Raw genomic sequence first — 18,993 nt, forward strand, 5'->3', positions numbered from 1 at the left:
GAAACCAGGGCCGAGTCAGGCCAGGGAGGCGTGCCAGACGAGAGCGGCAGCGAGTGCGCCGATGCCGTTGAGCGACCAGTGCAACGCGATCGGGGCGAGCAGGCTGCCACTGCGACTACGGAGCCATGTGAAGACGAATCCGGCCGCGGCGGTGGCAGCGACCGCGCCGGCGATGCCGAGGATCTGCCCCACCAGCCCGCCACCGAGGATCCCGGTGAGACCGCGATTGCCCGTCGTGAGTCCCAGCGACGAGGCGATGTGCCACAGCCCGAAGAGCAGCGAACCGGTAGCGAAGACACCACGCGCCCCGGAGACGCGCGACAGGGTGCCCTGCAGCACGCCGCGGAACGCGAGTTCCTCGGGGATCACGGTCTGCAGCGGAATGACGATCATCGAGGCGATGAGGGCGCCGGAGACGGTCGCGTAGCGATCCGCCATGAAGAACTGCCGGGTGAACGGCAGCGCGATGCCGACAGCCACGACGGCGAGCACCAACCCCACACACGCGAGCGCATAGACCGTGCCCTTGCGCCAGTGTCGCGGCGACAGTCCCAGTTCCGCCCAGCCGAGTCCGCGACGACGGGTGAGTCCGACCAGGACGACCGCGGCGATCGGAACCGTCGCGATACTCGCCCAGACCGTGGTGAAGTGCGCGACCAGATTGGTCGAGACCAGGACGGCCACGACGACGACGACATCCAGCCAGGCGTGCGCGGCGCGGATGCGGTGAATGCCCGTGGTCGACACGGTGTCGGCGTTGGCTGTAGCGATGTTCATACGGTGAGGGGCCCCCGTCCGTCCGATCTACCCGATACCGACAGACGACATATCGTTATCTGCCCGTTATCCAATTCAGCGTACGCCCTCCACTGCTGCGCGGCCGGTGAGCTTTCGCACACTGCACTGGGACTACCCCCGATTCGACGTGTTCACACGCCGCCCCGATTCGGAGCGGCGAATGCCCGCCGTTAGCCTGGAACCGAACTCAACAGCCCGTGTTCAGGAGAAACGATGCCGGAATTCCTCTACGAGGACCTGCTGCCGATCGGTGAAGACCCCACCGAGTACCGGCTGCTCACCACCGAGGGCGTGTCGACCGTCGAAGGACCGGACGGCCGCACGTTCCTGAAGGTCGAACCAGAGGCCCTGCGGCTGCTCACCGAGACCGCACTGCACGACATCTCGCACTACCTGCGCACGGACCACCTGAAGCAGGTCGCGAGCATCCTCGACGATCCCGAGGCGTCGGGCAACGACAAGTTCGTCGCGTTGGACCTCCTGAAGAACGCCAACATCTCCGCCGCGGGCGTGCTGCCGATGTGCCAGGACACCGGCACCGCGATCGTCATGGGCAAGCGCGGCCAGCAGGTGCTCACTCCGGGCGACGACGAGGAGTCGATCGCCCGTGGCGTGTACGACGCCTACACCAAGCTGAACCTGCGCTACTCGCAGAACGCTCCCATCACCATGTGGGAGGAGAAGAACACGGGCAACAACCTGCCCGCGCAGATCGAGCTGTACGCGGATACCGCGAAGGGCCACGAGAACTCCTACAAGTTCCTGTTCATGGCCAAGGGCGGCGGATCGGCCAACAAGTCGTACCTGTACCAGGAGACGAAGGCCATCCTGAACCCGGACTCGATGATGCAGTTCCTCGAGGCCAAGATCCGTTCGCTGGGCACTGCGGCCTGCCCGCCGTACCACCTGGCGATCGTCGTCGGCGGCACCTCCGCCGAGTTCGCGCTCAAGACGGCCAAGTACGCGTCCGCGCACTACCTGGACGAGCTGCCCACCGAGGGCGCGATCACCGGGCGCGGCTTCCGTGACCACGAGCTCGAGAAGAAGGTCTTCGAGCTCACCCAGAAGATCGGCATCGGCGCACAGTTCGGCGGCAAGTACTTCTGCCACGACGTCCGCGTCATCCGTCTCCCCCGCCACGGCGCCTCGCTGCCCGTCGCGATCGCCGTCTCGTGCTCGGCCGACCGCCAGGCCAAGGCGAAGATCACCCCCGAGGGCGTCTTCCTCGAGCAGCTCGAGTTCAACCCGGGCCAGTTCCTTCCCGAGGTCACCGACACCCAGCTCGACACGGACACCGACGGCGTCTCGGGTACCGGCAAGGGCGCCGCGGTCAAGATCGACCTCACCCGCCCGATGCCGGAGATCCTGGCCGAGCTGTCCAAGCACCCAGTCAAGACCCGCCTGTCGCTGACGGGCCCGCTGGTCGTCGCGCGCGACATCGCGCACGCGAAGATCAAGGAGCGCCTGGACGCCGGCGAGGAGATGCCGCAGTACCTCAAGGATCACCCGGTGTACTACGCCGGACCGGCCAAGACCCCGGACGGGATGGCGTCCGGCTCCTTCGGCCCCACCACCGCGGGCCGGATGGACTCGTACGTCGAACAGTTCCAGGCTGCGGGCGGATCGATGATCATGCTCGCCAAGGGCAACCGGTCCAAGCAGGTCACCGACGCGTGCAACACGCACGGTGGCTTCTACCTCGGCTCGATCGGCGGCCCGGCGGCGCGTCTGGCGCTGGACTGCATCAAGAACGTCGAGATCGTCGAGTACGAAGAGCTCGGCATGGAGGCGGTCTGGAAGATCGACGTCGAAGATTTCCCGGCGTTCATCGTCGTCGACGACAAGGGCAACGATTTCTTCGCCCACACCGGCGAAGTCACGCTGACGATCGGCAAGCGCCCCGGCCTGTGAGCTGACGGCCGCCCCGAATACCGAAGGCCCGGTAGAGCATTCGCTCTACCGGGCCTTTCGTCGTTTTTGCCGCGTGCGCCGCGGGCCCTTGCCACGGTCCGTCCGTGCGGGTTTGACTGGAACACGGACCGCCGACCGCCACACCCGGAGCGAGGTGCCGATGCCGACACATCGAGCAGTACACGTCCAGTCCCCCGGTGAACCACTGACACTCGCCGACGTCGAGACGACGCACCCCGATCGCGACCACGTCCGCATCGCGGTCGCCGCATGCGGCGTCTGCGGTACCGATCACGGGTTCGTCAACGGCGGATTCCCCGGAATGTCCTGGCCGCTGACCCCCGGACACGAGATCGCCGGGACTGTAGCCGAACTCGGCGACGGCGTCGACGAGTTCGCGGTCGGCGACCGGGTGGCGGTCGGCTGGTTCGGCGGCCACTGCAACGAGTGCGTCCCGTGCCGGAAGGGCACCTTCATCCACTGCGAGCGGATGCAGGTACCCAGCTGGCAGTATCCCGGCGGCTACGCCGAGTCGGTGACGGCGCCGGCCAACGCGCTCGCCCGGATCCCGGAGGGCCTCACGTTCGCGGAGGCCGCACCGATGAGCTGCGCCGGGGTCACGACGTTCGACGCGCTACGCAAGACTCGGGCGCGGCCCGGTGACCGCGTCGCCGTCCTGGGCGTCGGCGGCCTCGGACACCTCGGCGTCCAGTTCGCCCGCGCGATGGGATTCGAGACGGTCGCCGTCGCACGCGGCTCCGAAAAGCGGGACGACGCACGCCGGTTCGGCGCCCACCATTATGTGGATTCCACAGCCGGCGACGTCGCTGCGGCCTTGCAGTCCCTCGGGGGCGTGTCGGCGATTCTGGCGACCGCCGCGAACTCGAAGGCCATGGCCGACACGATCGGCGGACTGACCCCGCTGGGCGAACTGGTCGTCGTGGGTGTCACGCCCGACCCACTGCCGATCAGCCCGATGCAGCTGATCACGCCCGGCGTCAGCGTGACCGGACACCCGTCGGGCACCGCTCGCGACGTCGAGGAGACGATGCAGTTCGCGGTCCTGACCGGCGTGCGTGCTCAGATCGAGGAGCGCCCGCTCGCCGAGGCCGCGGACGCGTACGCCGCAATGGACGAAGGACGCGCGCGGTATCGCATGGTGCTCACGATGTGACCGCGCCCGCCCGCGTCATTCGGCCGCGATCCGCTCGACCACGGGCTGGAGGTCCACGTCGAGCAGCTCGCGCAAGAACACCGCGGCGACGCGGTGCTGCCGGTCGAGGACGATCGTCGACGGGATGACACTCGTCGGGTACTTTCCGCCGAGCGCCAGCAGTGAGCGCATCGGCGGGTCGTAGATCGACGGGTAGGTGAGCCCGAAGTCGACCGCGAAGTCCTGGGCCTTGTCCCGCTGGGGATCTCGTACGTTGATCCCGAGGAACTGCACACCGCTCCCCCTGGTCGCCTGGTAGACGCGTTCGAGGTCGTCCGCCTCGGCGCGGCACGGCGCGCACCACTGACCCCACAGGTTGATCACCACAACCTGCCCGGGGAAGTCCGCGACGCCGACCTGCTGATCGGTGATCAGTTCCGGGCCCGCGAGGTTCCCGATCGTTCCTCTCGATTCGGGCGGGTCGTAGAAGATGTCCATCTGACCGCCGGGCGCGACGAAGTCGAACGTCCCGCCCTGTGCGACGGCGTCCGTCCCGGTGGCGCATCCCGACAGCAGCATCGCGACCAGCCCCGCAGCAGCGATCGCCCGACCGTTTCTCCATCCCGGCATCCACACGACACCCAACCTACTACCTATGTACGTAGATAGTAGATGCGGCCCCGCCGAGCATCACAGTACGAAGGGGATCAATCCTCGTGTGCGGTGCATGTACTGCCGGTACGGCTCGCCCAGCCCCTCGACGAGCACCCGCTCCTCGTGCGGGATGCGCACGACGTACGCAGCCGCCAGACCCAGTACGGTCAGCGGCGCAAGCCAATTCGTGTAGGCGACAGTGAACCCGAGCGCACAGATCAGCGCACCCGTGTACGAAGGATGCCGGATCCGGCGGTAGAGGCCGGTGTCCACGACGTGCTGCCCCTCCACGGTCTGGACCTGGAACGTGAACGAGGCACCGAGTTCGTGAACGGCCCGCAGGCGCAGCACCTGGCCCGCAGCGGCCACCGCGATGCCCGCCCCGAAGAGCCACCAGGCGCCGTCGGTGATCACGGTCGCCGACACCAGCACGCTGACCGTCGCACCGCCGACGTACGCCACCAACAGGCCCAGTCCCACGGCCGCCCCGGTCCAGCCGTCCCGGTGGGACCCGGCGCCCGGGTGCGTCCGGCCGATCCACAGTTCGGACAGCACGACGGCGAGGAAGGCGACGGCCAGGATCGCTGCCGCGACCGGATCCGACGCGAAGAGCGGGAGTGCCGCACCGTTGTCCGCCACCCTTCGAGTGTGCCGCGTCCACGGCCGTCGCACGGCCGGAACGAGAGGGCCGAGCGGGCGACCGGGCGCGTAGTCAGTCCGACACGACGCCCGCGTCGACCGCGGCGGCGCGGTACGCCCGGGCGAGGGAGTCCACGGTGTCGTGCGCGTTGAGACCGCTCGGATTCGGCACCACCCACAGCGCGGCGCCCTCGAAACCCTCGGGCTGACGTCCTGCCACCGCCTTCCGCATTCCGAAAGCTGTGCGGTACGCGGTGATCCCGGCTACCGCCACCACCCGCGGTCGCACCCGGGCAACCGTCTCACGCAGGCGGACACCGCCCGTCTGCAGCTCCTCTGCGGTGAGCTCGTCGGCGCGGGCGGTCGCACGGTGGGCGATGTTCGTTATCCCGATCCCGCGGGCTACGAGCAGGCTGCGATCCTCGTCGGACATGCCGGTGGTGGGGTCGATGGAGCGGTCGACGATGCCGGCCCGCAGCAACGCCGGGTAGAAACGGTTCCCGGGCCGGGCGAAGTGCGCGCCGGTGGCCGCGGTCCACAGGCCCGGGTTGATGCCCACGAAGAGCAGCCGGCAGCCTGGGCCGATCAGGTCCGGCACCTCCGCGTCCCGGAAGGCCTCGAGTTGGTCGCGCGTGAATCCCATGACGCACAGCGAACCTCACCGACCGGGCGCGGCCAAACCGTCAGGGGTTCTCGTACGCCTCACGAATGACGTCGATGTCGAGCTTGCGCATCTGCATCATCGCCTGTGTCGCGCGCTGCGCGGCTGCCGGGTCCGGTCCGCCGATATACGACGCCAGGGTCTCCGGGACGACCTGCCACGACACGCCCCACCGGTCCTTCAACCAGCCGCACCGGCTCTCCTGGCCGCCGTCGGCGGTCAACCGGTTCCAGTACTCGTCGACCTCGGCCTGGTCGGCGCAGCTCACCTGGAACGACACAGCCTCGGTGAACGGGAACTCCGGCCCGCCGTTGAGAGCGGTGAACTTCTGGCCGTTCAGCTCGAACTCCACCGTCAACGCCAGCCCCTCCGGCCGGTGCATGCCCGGCCCGTACCGGGAGATGTTCAGAATCCTGGAGTTCTGGAACAGCGAGACGTAGAAGGTCGCGGCCTCCTCGCCTTCGGTGTCGAACCACAGGCACGGGGTGATCGTCTGCATGGTCGAGATCCTTCCGGTCGTCGTGTTCCGCATCGTGTTCGGTGGGATAGACCGCGACCGCGCCGAGAACTCATCGGCCGGCGGTCGCGAGCGTACGACGAAGCGGTGACATCCGGCCGGTAGTCGGCTCCACCGGCGGTAGATTGGGACGCGAACGAACCCGCGTGTCGCCGATCGCCGAGGGGGTTCCATGTATCAGGTTCCCGACATCACGGGCCGGTACGTCGTCGTCACCGGCGCCAACAGCGGCATCGGCAAGGAAGCCACCCGGCGGCTGGCCGCGGCGGGCGCACACGTCGTGATGGCCGTGCGGACACCCGCCAGGGGCGAGTCGGCGTGCGCCGAGATCATGCACGAGAACCCCGACGCGCAACTCGAGATCCGCCGGATCGACCTGGCCGACCTCGGCTCCGTGCGGGAGTTCGCCGCCGGTCTCCTCGACGACGGTCGACCGCTCGATCTGCTGATCAACAATGCCGGCGTCATGTCGCCGCCGCGCAGGTTCGAGACGGTGGACGGGTTCGAGCTGCAGTTCGGCTCCAATTTCCTCGGCCCGTTCGCCCTCACCAACCTGCTGCTGCCCCTACTGCTGGACGCCGCCATGCCGCGGGTCGCGACGATGACGAGCGGCACGGCGCACTACGGCCGGATCAACTTTCGGGACCTGCAGTCGCGGCACCGGTACAGCCCGGCATTGAGCTACGCGCAGTCCAAGCTCGCCGACATGCTCATGGCGCAACAGTTGGCACGGGTGGCCGACGAACTCGGCTGGCACCTGCTGAGCACCTACGCTCACCCCGGTTACACCCGAACCAATCTCCAGACCGCCGGTGCAAGCCTCGGGCGCGAGCGGCCCCGCCACGGCATGTTCTCCGGCAACGACCGCACGATGCTGCCGTCGCAGGACGTCCGCGCGGGCGTCGAGCCGATCCTGTTCGCCGCGACCAGCCCTGACGCCGTCCAGGGCGGGTACTACGGACCGGGTGGCCGGATGGCACTCGTCGGGCCCACGCGGCGGTACGACCCGCCTCGCAGCTCCCGGGGCGAGGATCTCGCGCCGTCGCTCTGGGCGGTGGCCGAAAAGCTCACCGACACGACACTTCCCCTGTGAGCAGACACCGACGGAGGATCGATGACCGACCGGACAGAAACCGCCACAGTTGCCACCACGGGTGACCGAGGCGTGCACATCGAACGCGTCGTCAGGGCACCACGCGATCGTGTGTGGGCCGCCTACACCGAACCGGATCTCATCGCCAGGTGGTGGGGGCGCGGCAACCGGCTCGACGTCGAGAAGTGGGAACTGGGGCGCGGTGGGCACTGGCGCTTCGTCGAACACCACGGGGGCGGTGCGGCCGGATTCGAGGGGCGATTCCGGGAGGTGACGCCGGGTGAGCGCATCATCTGGTCGTTCGAGTGGGACGGCATGCCGACCCACGTCTCGGTCGAGACGATCGAGTTCGTCGATCTCGGTGACGGCCGCACCAAGCTGGTGATGGATTCGATGTTCATGACGCCCGAGGACCGCGACGGCATGATGCAGTCCGGCATGGAGGCGGGCATGAACGCGAGCTTCGCCGCCCTCGACGCGTTGCTCGCGCAACCCTCCTGACCCACCGCGCGCGACTGCTGGACGATCGTCCAGATCACTTTCGGCAAAACGCCGTGGTCCGGGCCGACCCTCGGCTATATTTCGGGCGCATAACGACCTTGTCGACCGGTCTCGCCCTGGAAAGGCCCACGATGAACCTCAACCTCGTCTCGCTGTTCCCGTTTCTGATCGGACCGATCGGCAACCTCCTGAATTTCGGCAGCACCCTCGATTTCAGCTGAGCGCGACACCCGTTCGCGGCGACACCCCGGGACAGATCCCGGGGTGTCGCTGCTTCCACGGACCGATCAGGTGCCCTTCACGTTGAGGATCTGCCGCAGCGTGTGCCGGACCTCCACGAGATCTCGAGCGTCGTCCATGACGACGTCGATGTCCTTGTAGGCGTCCGGGATCTCGTCGATCCACTCGGCGCCGTGCCGGTACTCGATCCCCTTCATCCGGTCGGCCAGGTCCGCCACGGTGAACCGCTTGCGGGCCTGCGTCCGGGAGAATCGACGGCCGGCGCCGTGCGGGGCGGAGCACAGCCCGCGCGCATCGCCCTTTCCCCGGACCACGTAGGACCGGGTGCCCATCGACCCCGGAATGACCGCGTCCACGCCCTCGTGCGCGTCCACCGCCCCCTTGCGGGTGAGCCACACCGTCTCTCCGTAGTGCTCTTCCTGCTCGGTGTAGTTGTGGTGACAATTGATCCGCTCTTCCTCCACCACCGGCGCGCCGATCCACTCGCCGAACACTTCGGCGAACCGATCCATCATTTCCGCGCGGTTCAGCAGCGCGAACCGCTGCGCCCAACGCAGTTCCCGGATGTACGCCCAGAACTCGGGCGCACCCTCCGCCAGGTAGGCGAGATCCCGGTTGGGCAACCCGATGTGCCATGTCCGGCAGAGCTTCTGGGCGATCGCGATGTGCTTCTGTGCGATCTTGTTCCCCACCCCACGACTACCGGAGTGCAGGAACAACCAGACCCGATCCTCCTCGTCGAGGCACAGTTCGATGAAGTGGTTGCCGCCGCCCAGCGAACCCAACTGCTCACGCCACTTCGGGGAGTGCGACAGATCGACGCCGTCGCGCGCCGCCCGCTCCTCGAGTTCGGCGATCTTGGGCTCCGCGAACCACTTCCCGAGCGACGCGGTCAGGTTGTAATTGCCCGGAGACAGCGGGATCGCGCGCTCGACACCCAGGCGCAGCGTATGCAGCGTTCGTCCCGCACCGCCGCCACGCTCGATGTCGACCAGGCCGAACTGCGTTCGCGCGGCGATCATTCCGCATCCGATGTCGACGCCGACCGCCGCCGGGATCACTGCTCCGCGGGTGGGAATCACCGTTCCCACCGCCGAACCTTTGCCGAAGTGCGCGTCCGGCATCAGTGCGATGTGCGGGTACACGAACGGCATGGACGCGGTCTCCCGCGCCTGCGCGAGGGTTCCGTCGTCGATGTGGCTGGCGAAGTTCACGAGGTTGTGGTCGTACTCGGTGGGGCTCACTGTCCTGCTCCGGTCGGGGACGAACGACGCGGGGATCGCCCACGCCGCTGTCCGATCAATTGTTCGATATTCCAACCGTAGAGCGATTTCGGGACAGGGCAAGCGAATTACCCTCCGGCAGCGTTCAATGGACCGCGGCGGACAACACATGCGAGGACGGTGACAGACATGACCGAGCACGACGACTGGGCACACCACAGCGGGGCTTCTGCCCTGCGCCACTTCGCTCCCGAGGTGGCGTCGACGCTCGATCGCCTCATCGCGACCGCTCCCACCGATCTCGCCGCCGGCACCCGAGTGGTGTGCGCGCGGACCCTGTCACTTCCGCCGCTGCCGGCGCCCGCACGGATCGCCGACGACCTCACCGGTGCCTCGCTGGAGTTCGCCGAGCAATTCTCGGTGGACGTGTCGATGATCGACGATGCCCAGCGTGCCTCGTTGACCACCGCGATCGGTGCGGACACCGGCAGATTCGTCCAATTGCTGTACGTCGCCGACTGGGTGCCGCGGGCGCGGGCCGGCCTCGACGCGCTGTTCTCGGCGTCCGGACCGGGGTGGACGGTCCCCGTCGAGTGGGACACCGCCGGCGAACCGTGGCCGCTGATCCAGCGCACCCTCGTCGAGATCGCAAGGGTACGTGAACTGGACCCGGTGACCACCGAGGTGGTGCGCCTCTATCAGGCCCGGCAGCACAATTGTCGTCTGTGCAAGTCGCTGCGCAATCGGACCGCGATGATGGCCGGCGGCCGCGAGGAACTGTACGACGAGATCGACGACTTCCGGCGCAGCGGGTTGTCGCCTCGGCACAAGGCTGCGCTCGAGTTCGCCGACGCCTTGATCTGGCAGCCCGCTCGCATCGATCCGCAGGTGGTGGCCGACGTCCGCACGCACTTCTCCCCCGCCGAGGCCGTCGAGCTCGTGATCGATCTGCTGCGTAACGCGTGCAACAAGATCGCGGTGTCGACGGGAACGGACGGCGCGAACGTCGCCGAGGGGATCGAGGTCTACGACGTCAATCCCGACGGCAGCGTCGACTTCGGTCTGGCGCTACCCGGCTGATCCCGCGCCGTCAGGTGTAGAGGCGATCGACGAACGCGTCGATGTTGGCCCGCACACGCTCGGTCTTCTCCTCCGGGCTGAGGTCCTCGCGGTACCGGCTGCCCAGCGCGGGCTTCTTCCGGCCGCGCGCGTACAGCGGGCAGGCCAGGTCGATGCACATGTAGATGCCCACCGAGTTGCCCGCGCGTCCCGACTCGCCGACCTTGTTCGCTGTCATGAGCGCGATACCACCGCGGGTGTGGGTGGTGAGGCAGATCGCGCACATCTGGGATTTGCCGGAACCGTTGGGTTCGAACCGCATGGCGACACCGACCGGGCCGTCCGCCCGGGGCACGACCAGGTAGCCGCGCCCAGGGAAGGCCGGGTCCGTCCAGCCGAGGAAGTCCAGGTCATCCCAGGGCCGATCGTCCAGGTCGCGCGGAGCGGGCAGGCGCTTGGCGTCCCCTTTGGAACAGTTGACGAACGACGCCCTCAGGTCGCGTTCGGTGATCGGATCCATGGGCCGACTCCTTCGATCGTTCGGGCGGCTAACTGCCGCCACGATACGACCGGTGCCGCGGACGGACAAACGGTTTTCCGGACGTCACGCGACGTGCAGCAGCCCCCGCCTGGACAGGATCGGCCGCACCCCCTCCGCGAACCAGTACGCCTCCTCGATGTGCGGCTGGCCCGAGAGCACGAAGTGCTCGACGCCCACCGCCGCGTACTCCTGGATCAACGACGCCACCTCTTCGTGGCTGCCGACCAGCGCGGTGCCGGCACCACCACGAACCAGGCCGAAGCCCGCCCACAGCCCCGGATACACCTCGAGGTTCCGCAGGTCCGCGCTGAGTCCGAGCTGGCGCCGCTGTCCCTCGGACTCACTCTGTGCCAGCCGGGCCCTGGCCAGCTCGATCTGGGCGGGACTGATCCGGCCGACGAGCTTGTCGGCCTCGGCCCACGCCTCCTCGGTCGTGTCCCGCGCGATCACGTGGGCGCGGATGCCGAAGCTCAGCGTCCGCCCGTGAGCGGCGGCGCGGCGGCGCACGTCGTCGATCAGTGCCCCCACCTTCGCCGGCGGCTCCGTCCAGGTGAGGTACGTGTCGACATGCTTCGCCGCGACGTCGAGCGCCGGTTCACTGGCGCCGCCGAAGAAGACCCCCGGCGCCGGGGACGGCGTCGGGAACGCCGCCGCGCCCTCGACCGTGTAGTACTTGCCGGAGAAGTCGTACGGCGCACTGCCCCACGCCCCGCGCACGATGTCGAGGAACTCACCCGTCCGCTCGTACCGCTCCTCCTTGGAGTGGAAGTCACCGAAGCGGCGCTGCTCCTCGGCATCACCGCCGGTGACGATGTTGAGCAGCAGACGACCTCCCGACAGCTGCTGGAACGCGGCCGCCTGCTGTGCCGCCAGCGTCGGGGTGATCAGACCGGGCCGAAATGCGACCAGGAACTTCAGGTTCCGTGTCTCCCGGATGAGTGCGGCCGTGGTGATCCAGGCGTCGGGGCACCACGATCCGGTGGGCGTGAGCACCGCCTCGAATCCGAGCTGTTCGGCGGTCTTCGCCACGAGCGTCAGATAGTCGAGCGACGCCGGACGGAACTCGGATGCCCGTCCCGACGCCTCCCGGGGTTCGAGTGCGCCGATCACCTCCCGCCCGTCCCCGTTCGTGGGCAGATACCAGTGGAAGTGCAGGGTCATGCCGAAATCCCTTCGAGAACACCGAGATGGGCGAGTACTTGTTTGCGGAGGGCGACGACCTCCGGGTGCGCGCGTTGTCGTGGACGCGGCGCCGTCACGGACACGTCGTGCGCGATCCGTCCGCCGTCGAGAACGAGCACCCGGTCGGCGAGCAGCACCGCCTCCTCCACGTCGTGGGTGACGAGCAGGACGGCGAATCCGTGTCGCCGCCACAGGCGGATGAGCAACTCGTAGGCCGTGATCCGGGTGAGCGCGTCGAGCGCGCCGAACGGCTCGTCGAGCAGCAGCAGGTCCGGCTCACGGACCAGCGCGCGGGCCAGCGAGACCCGCTGCGCCTCGCCCCCGGAGAGGGTGAGCGGCCAGGCGTCGACGCGGTGCCCGAGGTTCACCTCGCCGAGTGCCTCGATCGCCCGCCGCTTGCCGTCGCCGTCGGGCAGTCCGAGGGAGACGTTGCGGTGCACCCGCTTCCACGGCAACAGACGCGGCTCCTGGAACGCGACCGCGACCGAGCCGTCCACGGCGATGCGCCCCTCGTGGCCGCGGTCCAGTCCCGCGACCGTGCGCAGCAGTGTCGACTTGCCCGACCCACTCCGTCCCACGAGCGCGACGATCTCGCCGCGGCGCAGCGTCAGGTCGATGCCGTCGAGCACCACGTCCGATCCGAACACCCGCCGCACGCAGCGGGCGGTGACGACGTCGTCGCTCACGCGCCCTGGTACGTCTTGCGCCATGTCAGCAGCCTTCCCTCCAGGGCCCGCACGATCGCGTCGGTCGCGAGACCGAGGAATGCGTAGACGAGCAGACCGAAGATGACGATGTCGATGCGGAAATAGATGCGGGCGTTGTTGATCAGGTAGCCGAGGCCCGCGTCGGCGTTGATCTGTTCGGCGACGATGAGCGCGAGCCACGCGACGCCGAGCGACATCCGCAGTCCGGTCAGTGCCTGCGGCAGCGCACCGGGCAGGACCACGTGGAGTGCCAGCTGGAACTTGTTCAGCCCGAGGGTCTCCGCCGCCTCGATCAGTTTGCCGTCGATGCTCCGGATGCCGGCGAACAGATTGAGGTAGAGCGGGAACAGCACGCCGAGTGCCACCAGGAACACCTTGGGCTGCTCACCGATGCCGAACCAGATGATGAACAGGGGGATCAGCCCCAGGAAGGGCACTGTTCGCAGCATCTGGATCGGGGGGTCGATCGCGAGTTCCACGATCCGGGAGAACCCGGCCAGCACACCGAGGAGCACGGCGACCAGGATTCCGAGCACGGCGCCGAGCAGGACCCGCTGCAGTGAGACGGCCAGTGCATCCTGCAGGCTGCCGTCGGACCACAGTTCCGCGGCGGCGGCGACCACCTGCGCGGGCGATGCGAGTGTCTTGTCCGAGACGATCCCGGCGCTGCTGAGCACCTGCCACAGCACCAACAGCACCAGCGGGGAGATCAGGCGGAGCACCGGCGTCCACGAACGCCGCGGCTGTTGCGGGCGATCCGGGGCGGTGGAGTCCGTCGCTGCGGCCTCCGGCAGCCCCTTCGCCAGTACGGCGGTCATTTCGCGCCCGCCTGGATCTGCGCATTGAACCGGGCGTCGAACCAGTCACCGGCGACCGGTGCCTGCTTCACGAGTCCTGCAGCGGTGAACAAGTCGATCAGTCTCTGCTGCTTCGCGATCCGCTGGTCGTCGATGGGAACGTACGAACCCTTGGACGTGTCGAACGACGCCGCGGCGACATCCTCCGGCAGCTTGGTCAGCTTCGCGAAGATCGGCACCCATGCCTCGGGATGCGCGTCCGCCCACACCTGCGCGCGGGCCAGTCGTTCGAAGAAGTCGGCCAGCGCCGCCGACTTCTTCGGATCGGCCAGGGCCTCCGAGGCAGCCGAGAAGTACGACTGTCCGGTGGTCACCTCACGGCCGTCCGCGATGATCTTGGCGCCCGCGGTGTTCTTGCCGATCGTGGCGTAGGGATTCCACACCGCCCACGCGTCGACCTGGCCGGCCGTGAAAGCGCTCAAGGCGTCAGCGGGACCGAGGAACTGGAACTGGAAGTCCGAGACCGGCAACTTGGCCTGATCGAGAAGTCCGAGTACGAGACCGTGCGAGCTCGAGCCCTGCGTGACCGCGATCTTCTTGCCCTTCAGGTCCGCGATGGACGACGCCGTCGAGTTCGCGGGTACGAGCAGGAAGTCGTTGGCCCCGGTCCGTGCCTGCACCGCCACGATGCGTCCGGAGTTGCCGTTCGCCTGTGCGAACACCGGAGGCACGTCACCCGTGCCACCCGCATCGATCTTGTTGGCGCCCAATGCCTCCAACAGCGGCGGACCGGCCTCGAACGTCGACCACTCGATCTTGAAGTCGAGCCCGTCGAGCGCGCCGGCTGCCTCGAGCAGCGACTGCGTGCTCTTGACCTGGTCACCGATACGCAGGGTGACGTCGGACTGCGGGTCACCCGCGGTGTCCGACGCCTCGGACGCGCCGGAACTGCTGCAGGCCCCGATCGTGAGGGCCACGACCGCCGTCACGGCTGCCAGAACGAAACGTGCTCGCGTCGAACGACGCATGAAAACCTCCGATGAGTACGTGAGGAGTGCGCGAGAAACCCGGGCCGAATCGGGACGACCGGCGGGTGCGGAGAATCGGCCTGGCGTGGATACGCGACCGGTGAGATCAACAGGAACGCGGACAGGGCACACACGCGCAGCAGGCCGAGAAGGCGTGCCGGCGGGCCAGGAGGTCGACGCTGCCGTGGGTCATGCCGAGAATCCTCGGAGAGGCCGGTGCGACCGTCAACGGATGCGAGCGGGACGCCCCCACGCTTTCCGTCGCTGTGCAGGGAGTTCAAGGTTTTCGATCACCCGACGTCGATCCACTCGGGATACGGCATATTCGGGACAGGCAGGTCGCCGAACTGCCATACTCCGGCCATGCTGATCATCGGGATCATCCTGTTCGGACTGCTCGTCGGCGCCGTCGCCCAGCTGATCGTCGGCAAGTCCAAGTCGGGCATCGACTGGGGTCTGGCCTGCGCCGCGGGAGTCGGCGGCTCGTTCGTCGGCGGTCTGGTCATCAGCCTCATCGCCGGTGACGGCCTCGCACTGCGTCCCAGCGGCATCATCGGCTCGCTCGCGGGCGCGATCATCGTCACCGCTGCCTGGTCGTGGTGGAAGTCGCGCCCGGCGGCGGAGACCAGCTGAGACTCGCTCCGCCACAGCACCACCCGCGGGCTGACCGTTTTGGTAGACATTGCCATTCGTGCCCATATCGGACATCACGCGACAACCCCCCACCCACGTCGATGCGTGACGCCGACCCCCGCTCCGCCGAAGGAACAATCGTGCCCGCTCCCCTCCACCTGGAATCGTGTCGGCCGCCGCCGTTCCACCGCGTGCGTTCGACGCTTCTCGGCGCTGCCGTCGCCGCCACCGTCGCCGCATCACTGGCCGCCTGCGGGAGTAGCGACTCCGCCGGGAACACGCTGACGGTGCCGAGCCCTTCATCGTCGACGACGACTCCTGCAGCAAAGTCGACGACGCGCGCCGCCACCCCCGTGGCTGCAATGACCTCCGATGCCGCGACAACAGCCCTCGCCGCACTCGAGACGTTGCCGGTGAAAGGCCGGGCACCCAAGACCGGTTACGACCGAGCGCTTTTCGGTCAGGCGTGGTCCGACGATGTGACCGTCGCCGGTGGCCACAACGGCTGCGACACTCGCAACGACATCCTGCGTCGCGATCTGGTCGACATCACCGTCAAACCCGGATCGAACAACTGCACGGTCCTGACGGGAACCCTCGACGACGTGTACACGGGCAGGACCATCGAGTTCGTTCGGGGAGAGGGCACGTCGAACGCCGTGCAGGTCGATCACGTCGTCGCGTTGTCCGACGCCTGGCAGAAGGGTGCCCAGCAGCTGGACGAGACGGCCCGCCGCAACCTGGCGAACGACCCGCGCAATCTCCAGGCCGTCGACGGTCCCACCAATGGGCAGAAGGGCGACGGAGACGCCGCGACGTGGCTGCCACCGAACAAGGCTTACCGCTGCACGTACGTGTCCCGGCAGGTCGAGGTGAAAGCCGCGTACGGGCTGTGGGTGACCCAGTCCGAGAAGGACGCGATCTCCCGGGTTCTCGGCGACTGCGGCGCGGCTCCCCTCGGCACCACCTCGGCGCCTGCACCGCCGTCGACCACTCCGACGCCGCCCGCGCCGCCGGTCACCGCCGCCGTCCGACAGCAGGCACCGGAACCGGCGCCCGCGGTGGCGCCCGTGGCACCCCGCGCCGAGACCGTGTACTACGCCAACTGCGCTGCGGCCCGGGCGGCCGGCGCCGCCCCGATCTACGCCGGGCAGCCCGGTTACAGCAGCAAGCTCGACCGCGACAACGACGGGATCGCCTGCGAGTAGCGTCGAACCGGACGCCGCCCACGTGGGATACCAGCCTCGCGCTGGGCTGATGCCCCGGCCCACCGCGATACCGGGCCCGCGCCGGTGGGATGATGGGGCACGTGCCGATGCCCTCACCGCTGCCCGTCCGGAACGGGGTCGGACCGACGCGACTGCGCGTCCCGACGTCCGGGCCGTGGGCGACGATCGCCGAGTACGTCGTGGCGCGGTTCGACCACATGGACGCCGCCGACCTGCACCGCCGGTTCGACGCCGGCGAGATCGTGGGCCCGGGCGGGGTCCCGATCCGACGCGGCACGAGGCTCGGCGAGCACGTGTTCATCTGGTACTACCGCGACTTGCCCACGGAGGAACCAATCCCCTTCCGTGAGGAGATCGTCCACGTCGACGACGACCTCGTCGTGATCGACAAGCCGCACTTCCTGCCGACCACCCCGGGTGGGCGATACCTGCGCGAGTCGGCGCTGGTGCGGTTGCGCATGCGCCTGGACAATCCGGATCTGACGCCGATCCATCGACTCGACCGCGCGACCGCCGGGCTGGTGATGTTCTCGGCTCGCCCCGCAACACGCGGCGCCTACCAGTCCCTGTTCGAGAAGCGTCGAGTCACGAAGGTGTACGAAGCCGTCTCGGCTCTACCGCCCGCCTGGAAGCCGGATGCCCCGGCGCTGGGCGGACACCCCGTGCCCGTGCTGTACCGCAACCACATCGAGGCCCGGCGCGGCGAGCTCCGCGTCGCCGTCGACCCGTCGCGGCCCCCGAACTCCGAGACGCTGATCGAGGTGCACGGAACCGGCGTGAGCGCGTCGGGCCGGACTGTGCTGCATACGATCCTGCGTCCGCACACCGGACGCATGCATCAGCTGCGGGTGCACCTGGCGGCGCTCGGCGCCGGAATCCTCGGCGACAGCTGGTACCCGGACCTCCTGCCCGAGGAGCCGGACGATCATTCCCTCCCGCTCCAATTGCTCGCGCGGGAGCTGGAATTCACGGATCCGCTGTCCGGGGTGCCTCGGCGGTTCGTCACCGGGCGGACATTGAGCGAGGCGCCCGTGTCCGCGAGCGCAGATCCGCAGCGAGCTGGCTGACGGTCTCGGCCGCACACCCTCGGTTGTCACCGACACCGCCGGACGCGCCTCGTTTGGCCCAGCCGACCACGTACAGTCCGTCGAGCGGCTCGCCGGTCTCGTGGGAGATCACCTGTCCTCGACGGTTGGGGACGACGCCGCCGGCGCCCAGCGGGACGCCGTCGATCGGTTTGGTGGTGAAGCCGGTGGCGCAGATCGCGGAGTGTGCGTAAAAGGTCCGTCCCGCGGTCGTCGTGACCGCGACGGCACCGTGCTCGGTCTTCACGAGGTCGGCCGCGTCCTGTCCGAACGACAGGACGATTCGCAGGGGGCGGTCGCCGGCCGGAAGGTCGGGCGATTCGCCCACGTCGATCGCGGGCAGGTGCGACAACGCGCGGAGCATCGGTCTGTCGGCGTCGGCGGGCGGCGCGCTACCGCCTCGGTCGATCAGCACCTCGGTGTACTCGAGGTGGAGCAGCTCGTGGAACGCGGACGCCGTGAAGGCTGCGCCGTCGGGCGCCGACCGGGACAGGATCACCAGTTCTCGGAGCCGATCGTTCGCGGGCACCCGGTGACGGGTCTTCACGACCCACCGGGCGACGTCGAAGGCGACGTTGCCCGCTCCGATCACGATGCACCTGGGGCCGGCGGGCGCGGGCGGCTGGTGTGGGCCGCAGTTCTCGGCGACCAGAATGTCGATGGCCTGGTGGATCCCGGCGCCGGCGCCGCCGGCGCCGATTCGGCGCGGCTGGGAGGCTCCGCAGGCGAGGACCACGGCGTCGTAGCCCTTCCGCAGCTCGTCGATCGAGATATCTACGCCCACTTCGGTTTCGGTCACGACCGTGACGCGGTCGTCACCGAAGGGCACGTCGAAGAGCTGGATCATGTCACGCACGCCGACGTGGTCCGGGGACACACCCCGGTACAACAGGCCCCCGACGGTGTCGTATTGCTCGTAGACCGTGACGCGGATCGACGACGACCGCTGCAGGAGTTCCCGGACGGTGTACATCGCGGCCGCACCCGCCCCGACGACGGCGACGTCGAGCCGGTCGTCCGGGCCGGTCAGCGGCAGCTCGAGGACGAGGCGGGACCGGGTGCGCGTCGCCGCGGGCGCCTGCGCGAAGAACTCCCTGTTACGCGCGGCGTACGGGAGCTCGGCCGGGGTCAGCGCGTGCTCCGATTTGACGGCCGACGCCGGGCAGGCGTCGACACAGGCGGTGCAGTCGATACACGAGTCGGGGTCGATGTAGAGCGTCTCGGTGGACGCGAAGCCGTCCTCGCCGGGCGCGGGGTGGATGCAGTTCTGTGGACACACCCGCACGCACGACGCGTCCTTGCAGCAATGCCCCAGGATGACGTGGGCCACGACGACTCCTAG

The 18,993-nt window shown here is 68.6% G+C and carries 20 protein-coding genes; 8 read left to right on the forward strand and 12 right to left on the reverse strand.

Annotated features, from left to right (window positions below; translation table 11 throughout):
- Nucleotides 1-15: 15 nt before the first annotated feature.
- Complete coding sequence (locus PSS76_RS10510) at nucleotides 16-777, reverse strand: CPBP family intramembrane glutamic endopeptidase (protein WP_081121303.1); 762 nt, start codon at nucleotides 775-777, stop codon at nucleotides 16-18.
- A 234-nt stretch (nucleotides 778-1,011) separates the two neighbouring features.
- On the opposite strand from PSS76_RS10510, the gene PSS76_RS10515 reads away from it, so the two are divergent.
- Together PSS76_RS10515 and PSS76_RS10520 are read left to right on the forward strand one after the other, a co-directional pair.
- Nucleotides 1,012-2,709, forward strand: a complete 1,698-nt coding sequence (locus tag PSS76_RS10515) for a fumarate hydratase (protein WP_005514578.1) — start codon at nucleotides 1,012-1,014, stop codon at nucleotides 2,707-2,709.
- 160 nt (nucleotides 2,710-2,869) lie between these two features.
- Nucleotides 2,870-3,883 (forward strand): alcohol dehydrogenase catalytic domain-containing protein, encoded by a 1,014-nt coding sequence (locus PSS76_RS10520; protein ID WP_084845748.1) that lies wholly within the window; start codon nucleotides 2,870-2,872, stop codon nucleotides 3,881-3,883.
- Between the two features lie 15 nt (nucleotides 3,884-3,898).
- Here the strand turns inward: PSS76_RS10520 and PSS76_RS10525 are convergent, their stop codons facing one another.
- From PSS76_RS10525 to PSS76_RS10540, 4 genes are all read right to left on the reverse strand, one after another.
- Nucleotides 3,899-4,492 (reverse strand): TlpA disulfide reductase family protein, encoded by a 594-nt coding sequence (locus tag PSS76_RS10525; RefSeq protein ID WP_044990685.1) that lies wholly within the window; start codon nucleotides 4,490-4,492, stop codon nucleotides 3,899-3,901.
- 60 nt (nucleotides 4,493-4,552) lie between these two features.
- On the reverse strand, nucleotides 4,553-5,155 hold the full coding sequence (locus PSS76_RS10530; protein ID WP_337456175.1) for a methyltransferase family protein: 603 nt from the start codon (nucleotides 5,153-5,155) through the stop codon (nucleotides 4,553-4,555).
- A gap of 73 nt (nucleotides 5,156-5,228) precedes the next feature.
- Nucleotides 5,229-5,798: a mismatch-specific DNA-glycosylase gene (locus PSS76_RS10535; RefSeq protein ID WP_337456176.1), complete on the reverse strand. Its 570-nt coding sequence runs from the start codon at nucleotides 5,796-5,798 to the stop codon at nucleotides 5,229-5,231.
- Between the two features lie 40 nt (nucleotides 5,799-5,838).
- Nucleotides 5,839-6,315: a VOC family protein gene (locus PSS76_RS10540; protein WP_081121306.1), complete on the reverse strand. Its 477-nt coding sequence runs from the start codon at nucleotides 6,313-6,315 to the stop codon at nucleotides 5,839-5,841.
- A gap of 190 nt (nucleotides 6,316-6,505) precedes the next feature.
- On the opposite strand from PSS76_RS10540, the gene PSS76_RS10545 reads away from it, so the two are divergent.
- Complete coding sequence (locus PSS76_RS10545) at nucleotides 6,506-7,426, forward strand: SDR family oxidoreductase (protein ID WP_005514586.1); 921 nt, start codon at nucleotides 6,506-6,508, stop codon at nucleotides 7,424-7,426.
- 21 nt (nucleotides 7,427-7,447) lie between these two features.
- On the forward strand, nucleotides 7,448-7,927 hold the full coding sequence (locus PSS76_RS10550; RefSeq protein ID WP_337456177.1) for an SRPBCC family protein: 480 nt from the start codon (nucleotides 7,448-7,450) through the stop codon (nucleotides 7,925-7,927).
- A gap of 287 nt (nucleotides 7,928-8,214) precedes the next feature.
- Here the strand turns inward: PSS76_RS10550 and PSS76_RS10555 are convergent, their stop codons facing one another.
- Nucleotides 8,215-9,411: an RtcB family protein gene (locus PSS76_RS10555; RefSeq protein ID WP_069856362.1), complete on the reverse strand. Its 1,197-nt coding sequence runs from the start codon at nucleotides 9,409-9,411 to the stop codon at nucleotides 8,215-8,217.
- A 168-nt stretch (nucleotides 9,412-9,579) separates the two neighbouring features.
- Here PSS76_RS10555 and PSS76_RS10560 point away from each other — a divergent pair, with 168 nt between their 5' ends.
- A complete protein-coding gene (locus PSS76_RS10560; RefSeq protein WP_337456178.1) occupies nucleotides 9,580-10,470 on the forward strand; it encodes a carboxymuconolactone decarboxylase family protein in 891 nt (296 codons plus the stop codon).
- Nucleotides 10,471-10,480: 10 nt separating this feature from the next.
- Here PSS76_RS10560 and PSS76_RS10565 read toward each other — a convergent pair whose 3' ends face one another.
- From PSS76_RS10565 to PSS76_RS10585, 5 genes are all read right to left on the reverse strand, one after another.
- Nucleotides 10,481-10,969 carry an FBP domain-containing protein gene (locus PSS76_RS10565; RefSeq protein ID WP_005514592.1) on the reverse strand — a complete coding sequence of 163 codons (489 nt, stop codon included), beginning with the start codon at nucleotides 10,967-10,969 and terminating at the stop codon, nucleotides 10,481-10,483.
- An 84-nt stretch (nucleotides 10,970-11,053) separates the two neighbouring features.
- Nucleotides 11,054-12,151, reverse strand: coding sequence for an LLM class flavin-dependent oxidoreductase (locus PSS76_RS10570; protein WP_005514593.1), 1,098 nt, complete (start codon nucleotides 12,149-12,151; stop codon nucleotides 11,054-11,056).
- A complete protein-coding gene (locus PSS76_RS10575) occupies nucleotides 12,148-12,882 on the reverse strand; it encodes an ABC transporter ATP-binding protein (protein WP_337456179.1) in 735 nt (244 codons plus the stop codon). The genes PSS76_RS10570 and PSS76_RS10575 overlap by 4 nt, the downstream gene beginning before the upstream one ends.
- Nucleotides 12,855-13,697 (reverse strand): ABC transporter permease, encoded by an 843-nt coding sequence (locus PSS76_RS10580; protein ID WP_013415318.1) that lies wholly within the window; start codon nucleotides 13,695-13,697, stop codon nucleotides 12,855-12,857. Before PSS76_RS10580 ends, PSS76_RS10575 begins: the two co-directional genes overlap by 28 nt.
- Nucleotides 13,694-14,704, reverse strand: a complete 1,011-nt coding sequence (locus PSS76_RS10585) for an ABC transporter substrate-binding protein (RefSeq protein ID WP_337456180.1) — start codon at nucleotides 14,702-14,704, stop codon at nucleotides 13,694-13,696. The genes PSS76_RS10580 and PSS76_RS10585 overlap by 4 nt, the downstream gene beginning before the upstream one ends.
- A 363-nt stretch (nucleotides 14,705-15,067) precedes the next feature.
- On the opposite strand from PSS76_RS10585, the gene PSS76_RS10590 reads away from it, so the two are divergent.
- From PSS76_RS10590 to PSS76_RS10600, 3 genes are all read left to right on the forward strand, one after another.
- On the forward strand, nucleotides 15,068-15,337 hold the full coding sequence (locus tag PSS76_RS10590) for a GlsB/YeaQ/YmgE family stress response membrane protein (RefSeq protein WP_013415316.1): 270 nt from the start codon (nucleotides 15,068-15,070) through the stop codon (nucleotides 15,335-15,337).
- Nucleotides 15,338-15,477: 140 nt separating this feature from the next.
- Nucleotides 15,478-16,545 (forward strand): GmrSD restriction endonuclease domain-containing protein, encoded by a 1,068-nt coding sequence (locus tag PSS76_RS10595; protein ID WP_337456181.1) that lies wholly within the window; start codon nucleotides 15,478-15,480, stop codon nucleotides 16,543-16,545.
- Nucleotides 16,546-16,634: 89 nt separating this feature from the next.
- On the forward strand, nucleotides 16,635-17,633 hold the full coding sequence (locus tag PSS76_RS10600) for a pseudouridine synthase (protein WP_337456182.1): 999 nt from the start codon (nucleotides 16,635-16,637) through the stop codon (nucleotides 17,631-17,633).
- Here PSS76_RS10600 and PSS76_RS10605 read toward each other — a convergent pair.
- The gene (locus PSS76_RS10605) at nucleotides 17,569-18,981 is read right to left on the reverse strand and encodes an FAD-dependent oxidoreductase (protein ID WP_337456183.1); all 1,413 of its coding nucleotides are present in this window, start codon (nucleotides 18,979-18,981) and stop codon (nucleotides 17,569-17,571) included. The genes PSS76_RS10600 and PSS76_RS10605 overlap by 65 nt on opposite strands.
- Nucleotides 18,982-18,993 lie beyond the last annotated feature (12 nt).

This window comes from Prescottella sp. D32, assembly GCF_037287305.1.
Taxonomy (GTDB): Bacteria; Actinomycetota; Actinomycetes; order Mycobacteriales; family Mycobacteriaceae; genus Prescottella; species Prescottella equi.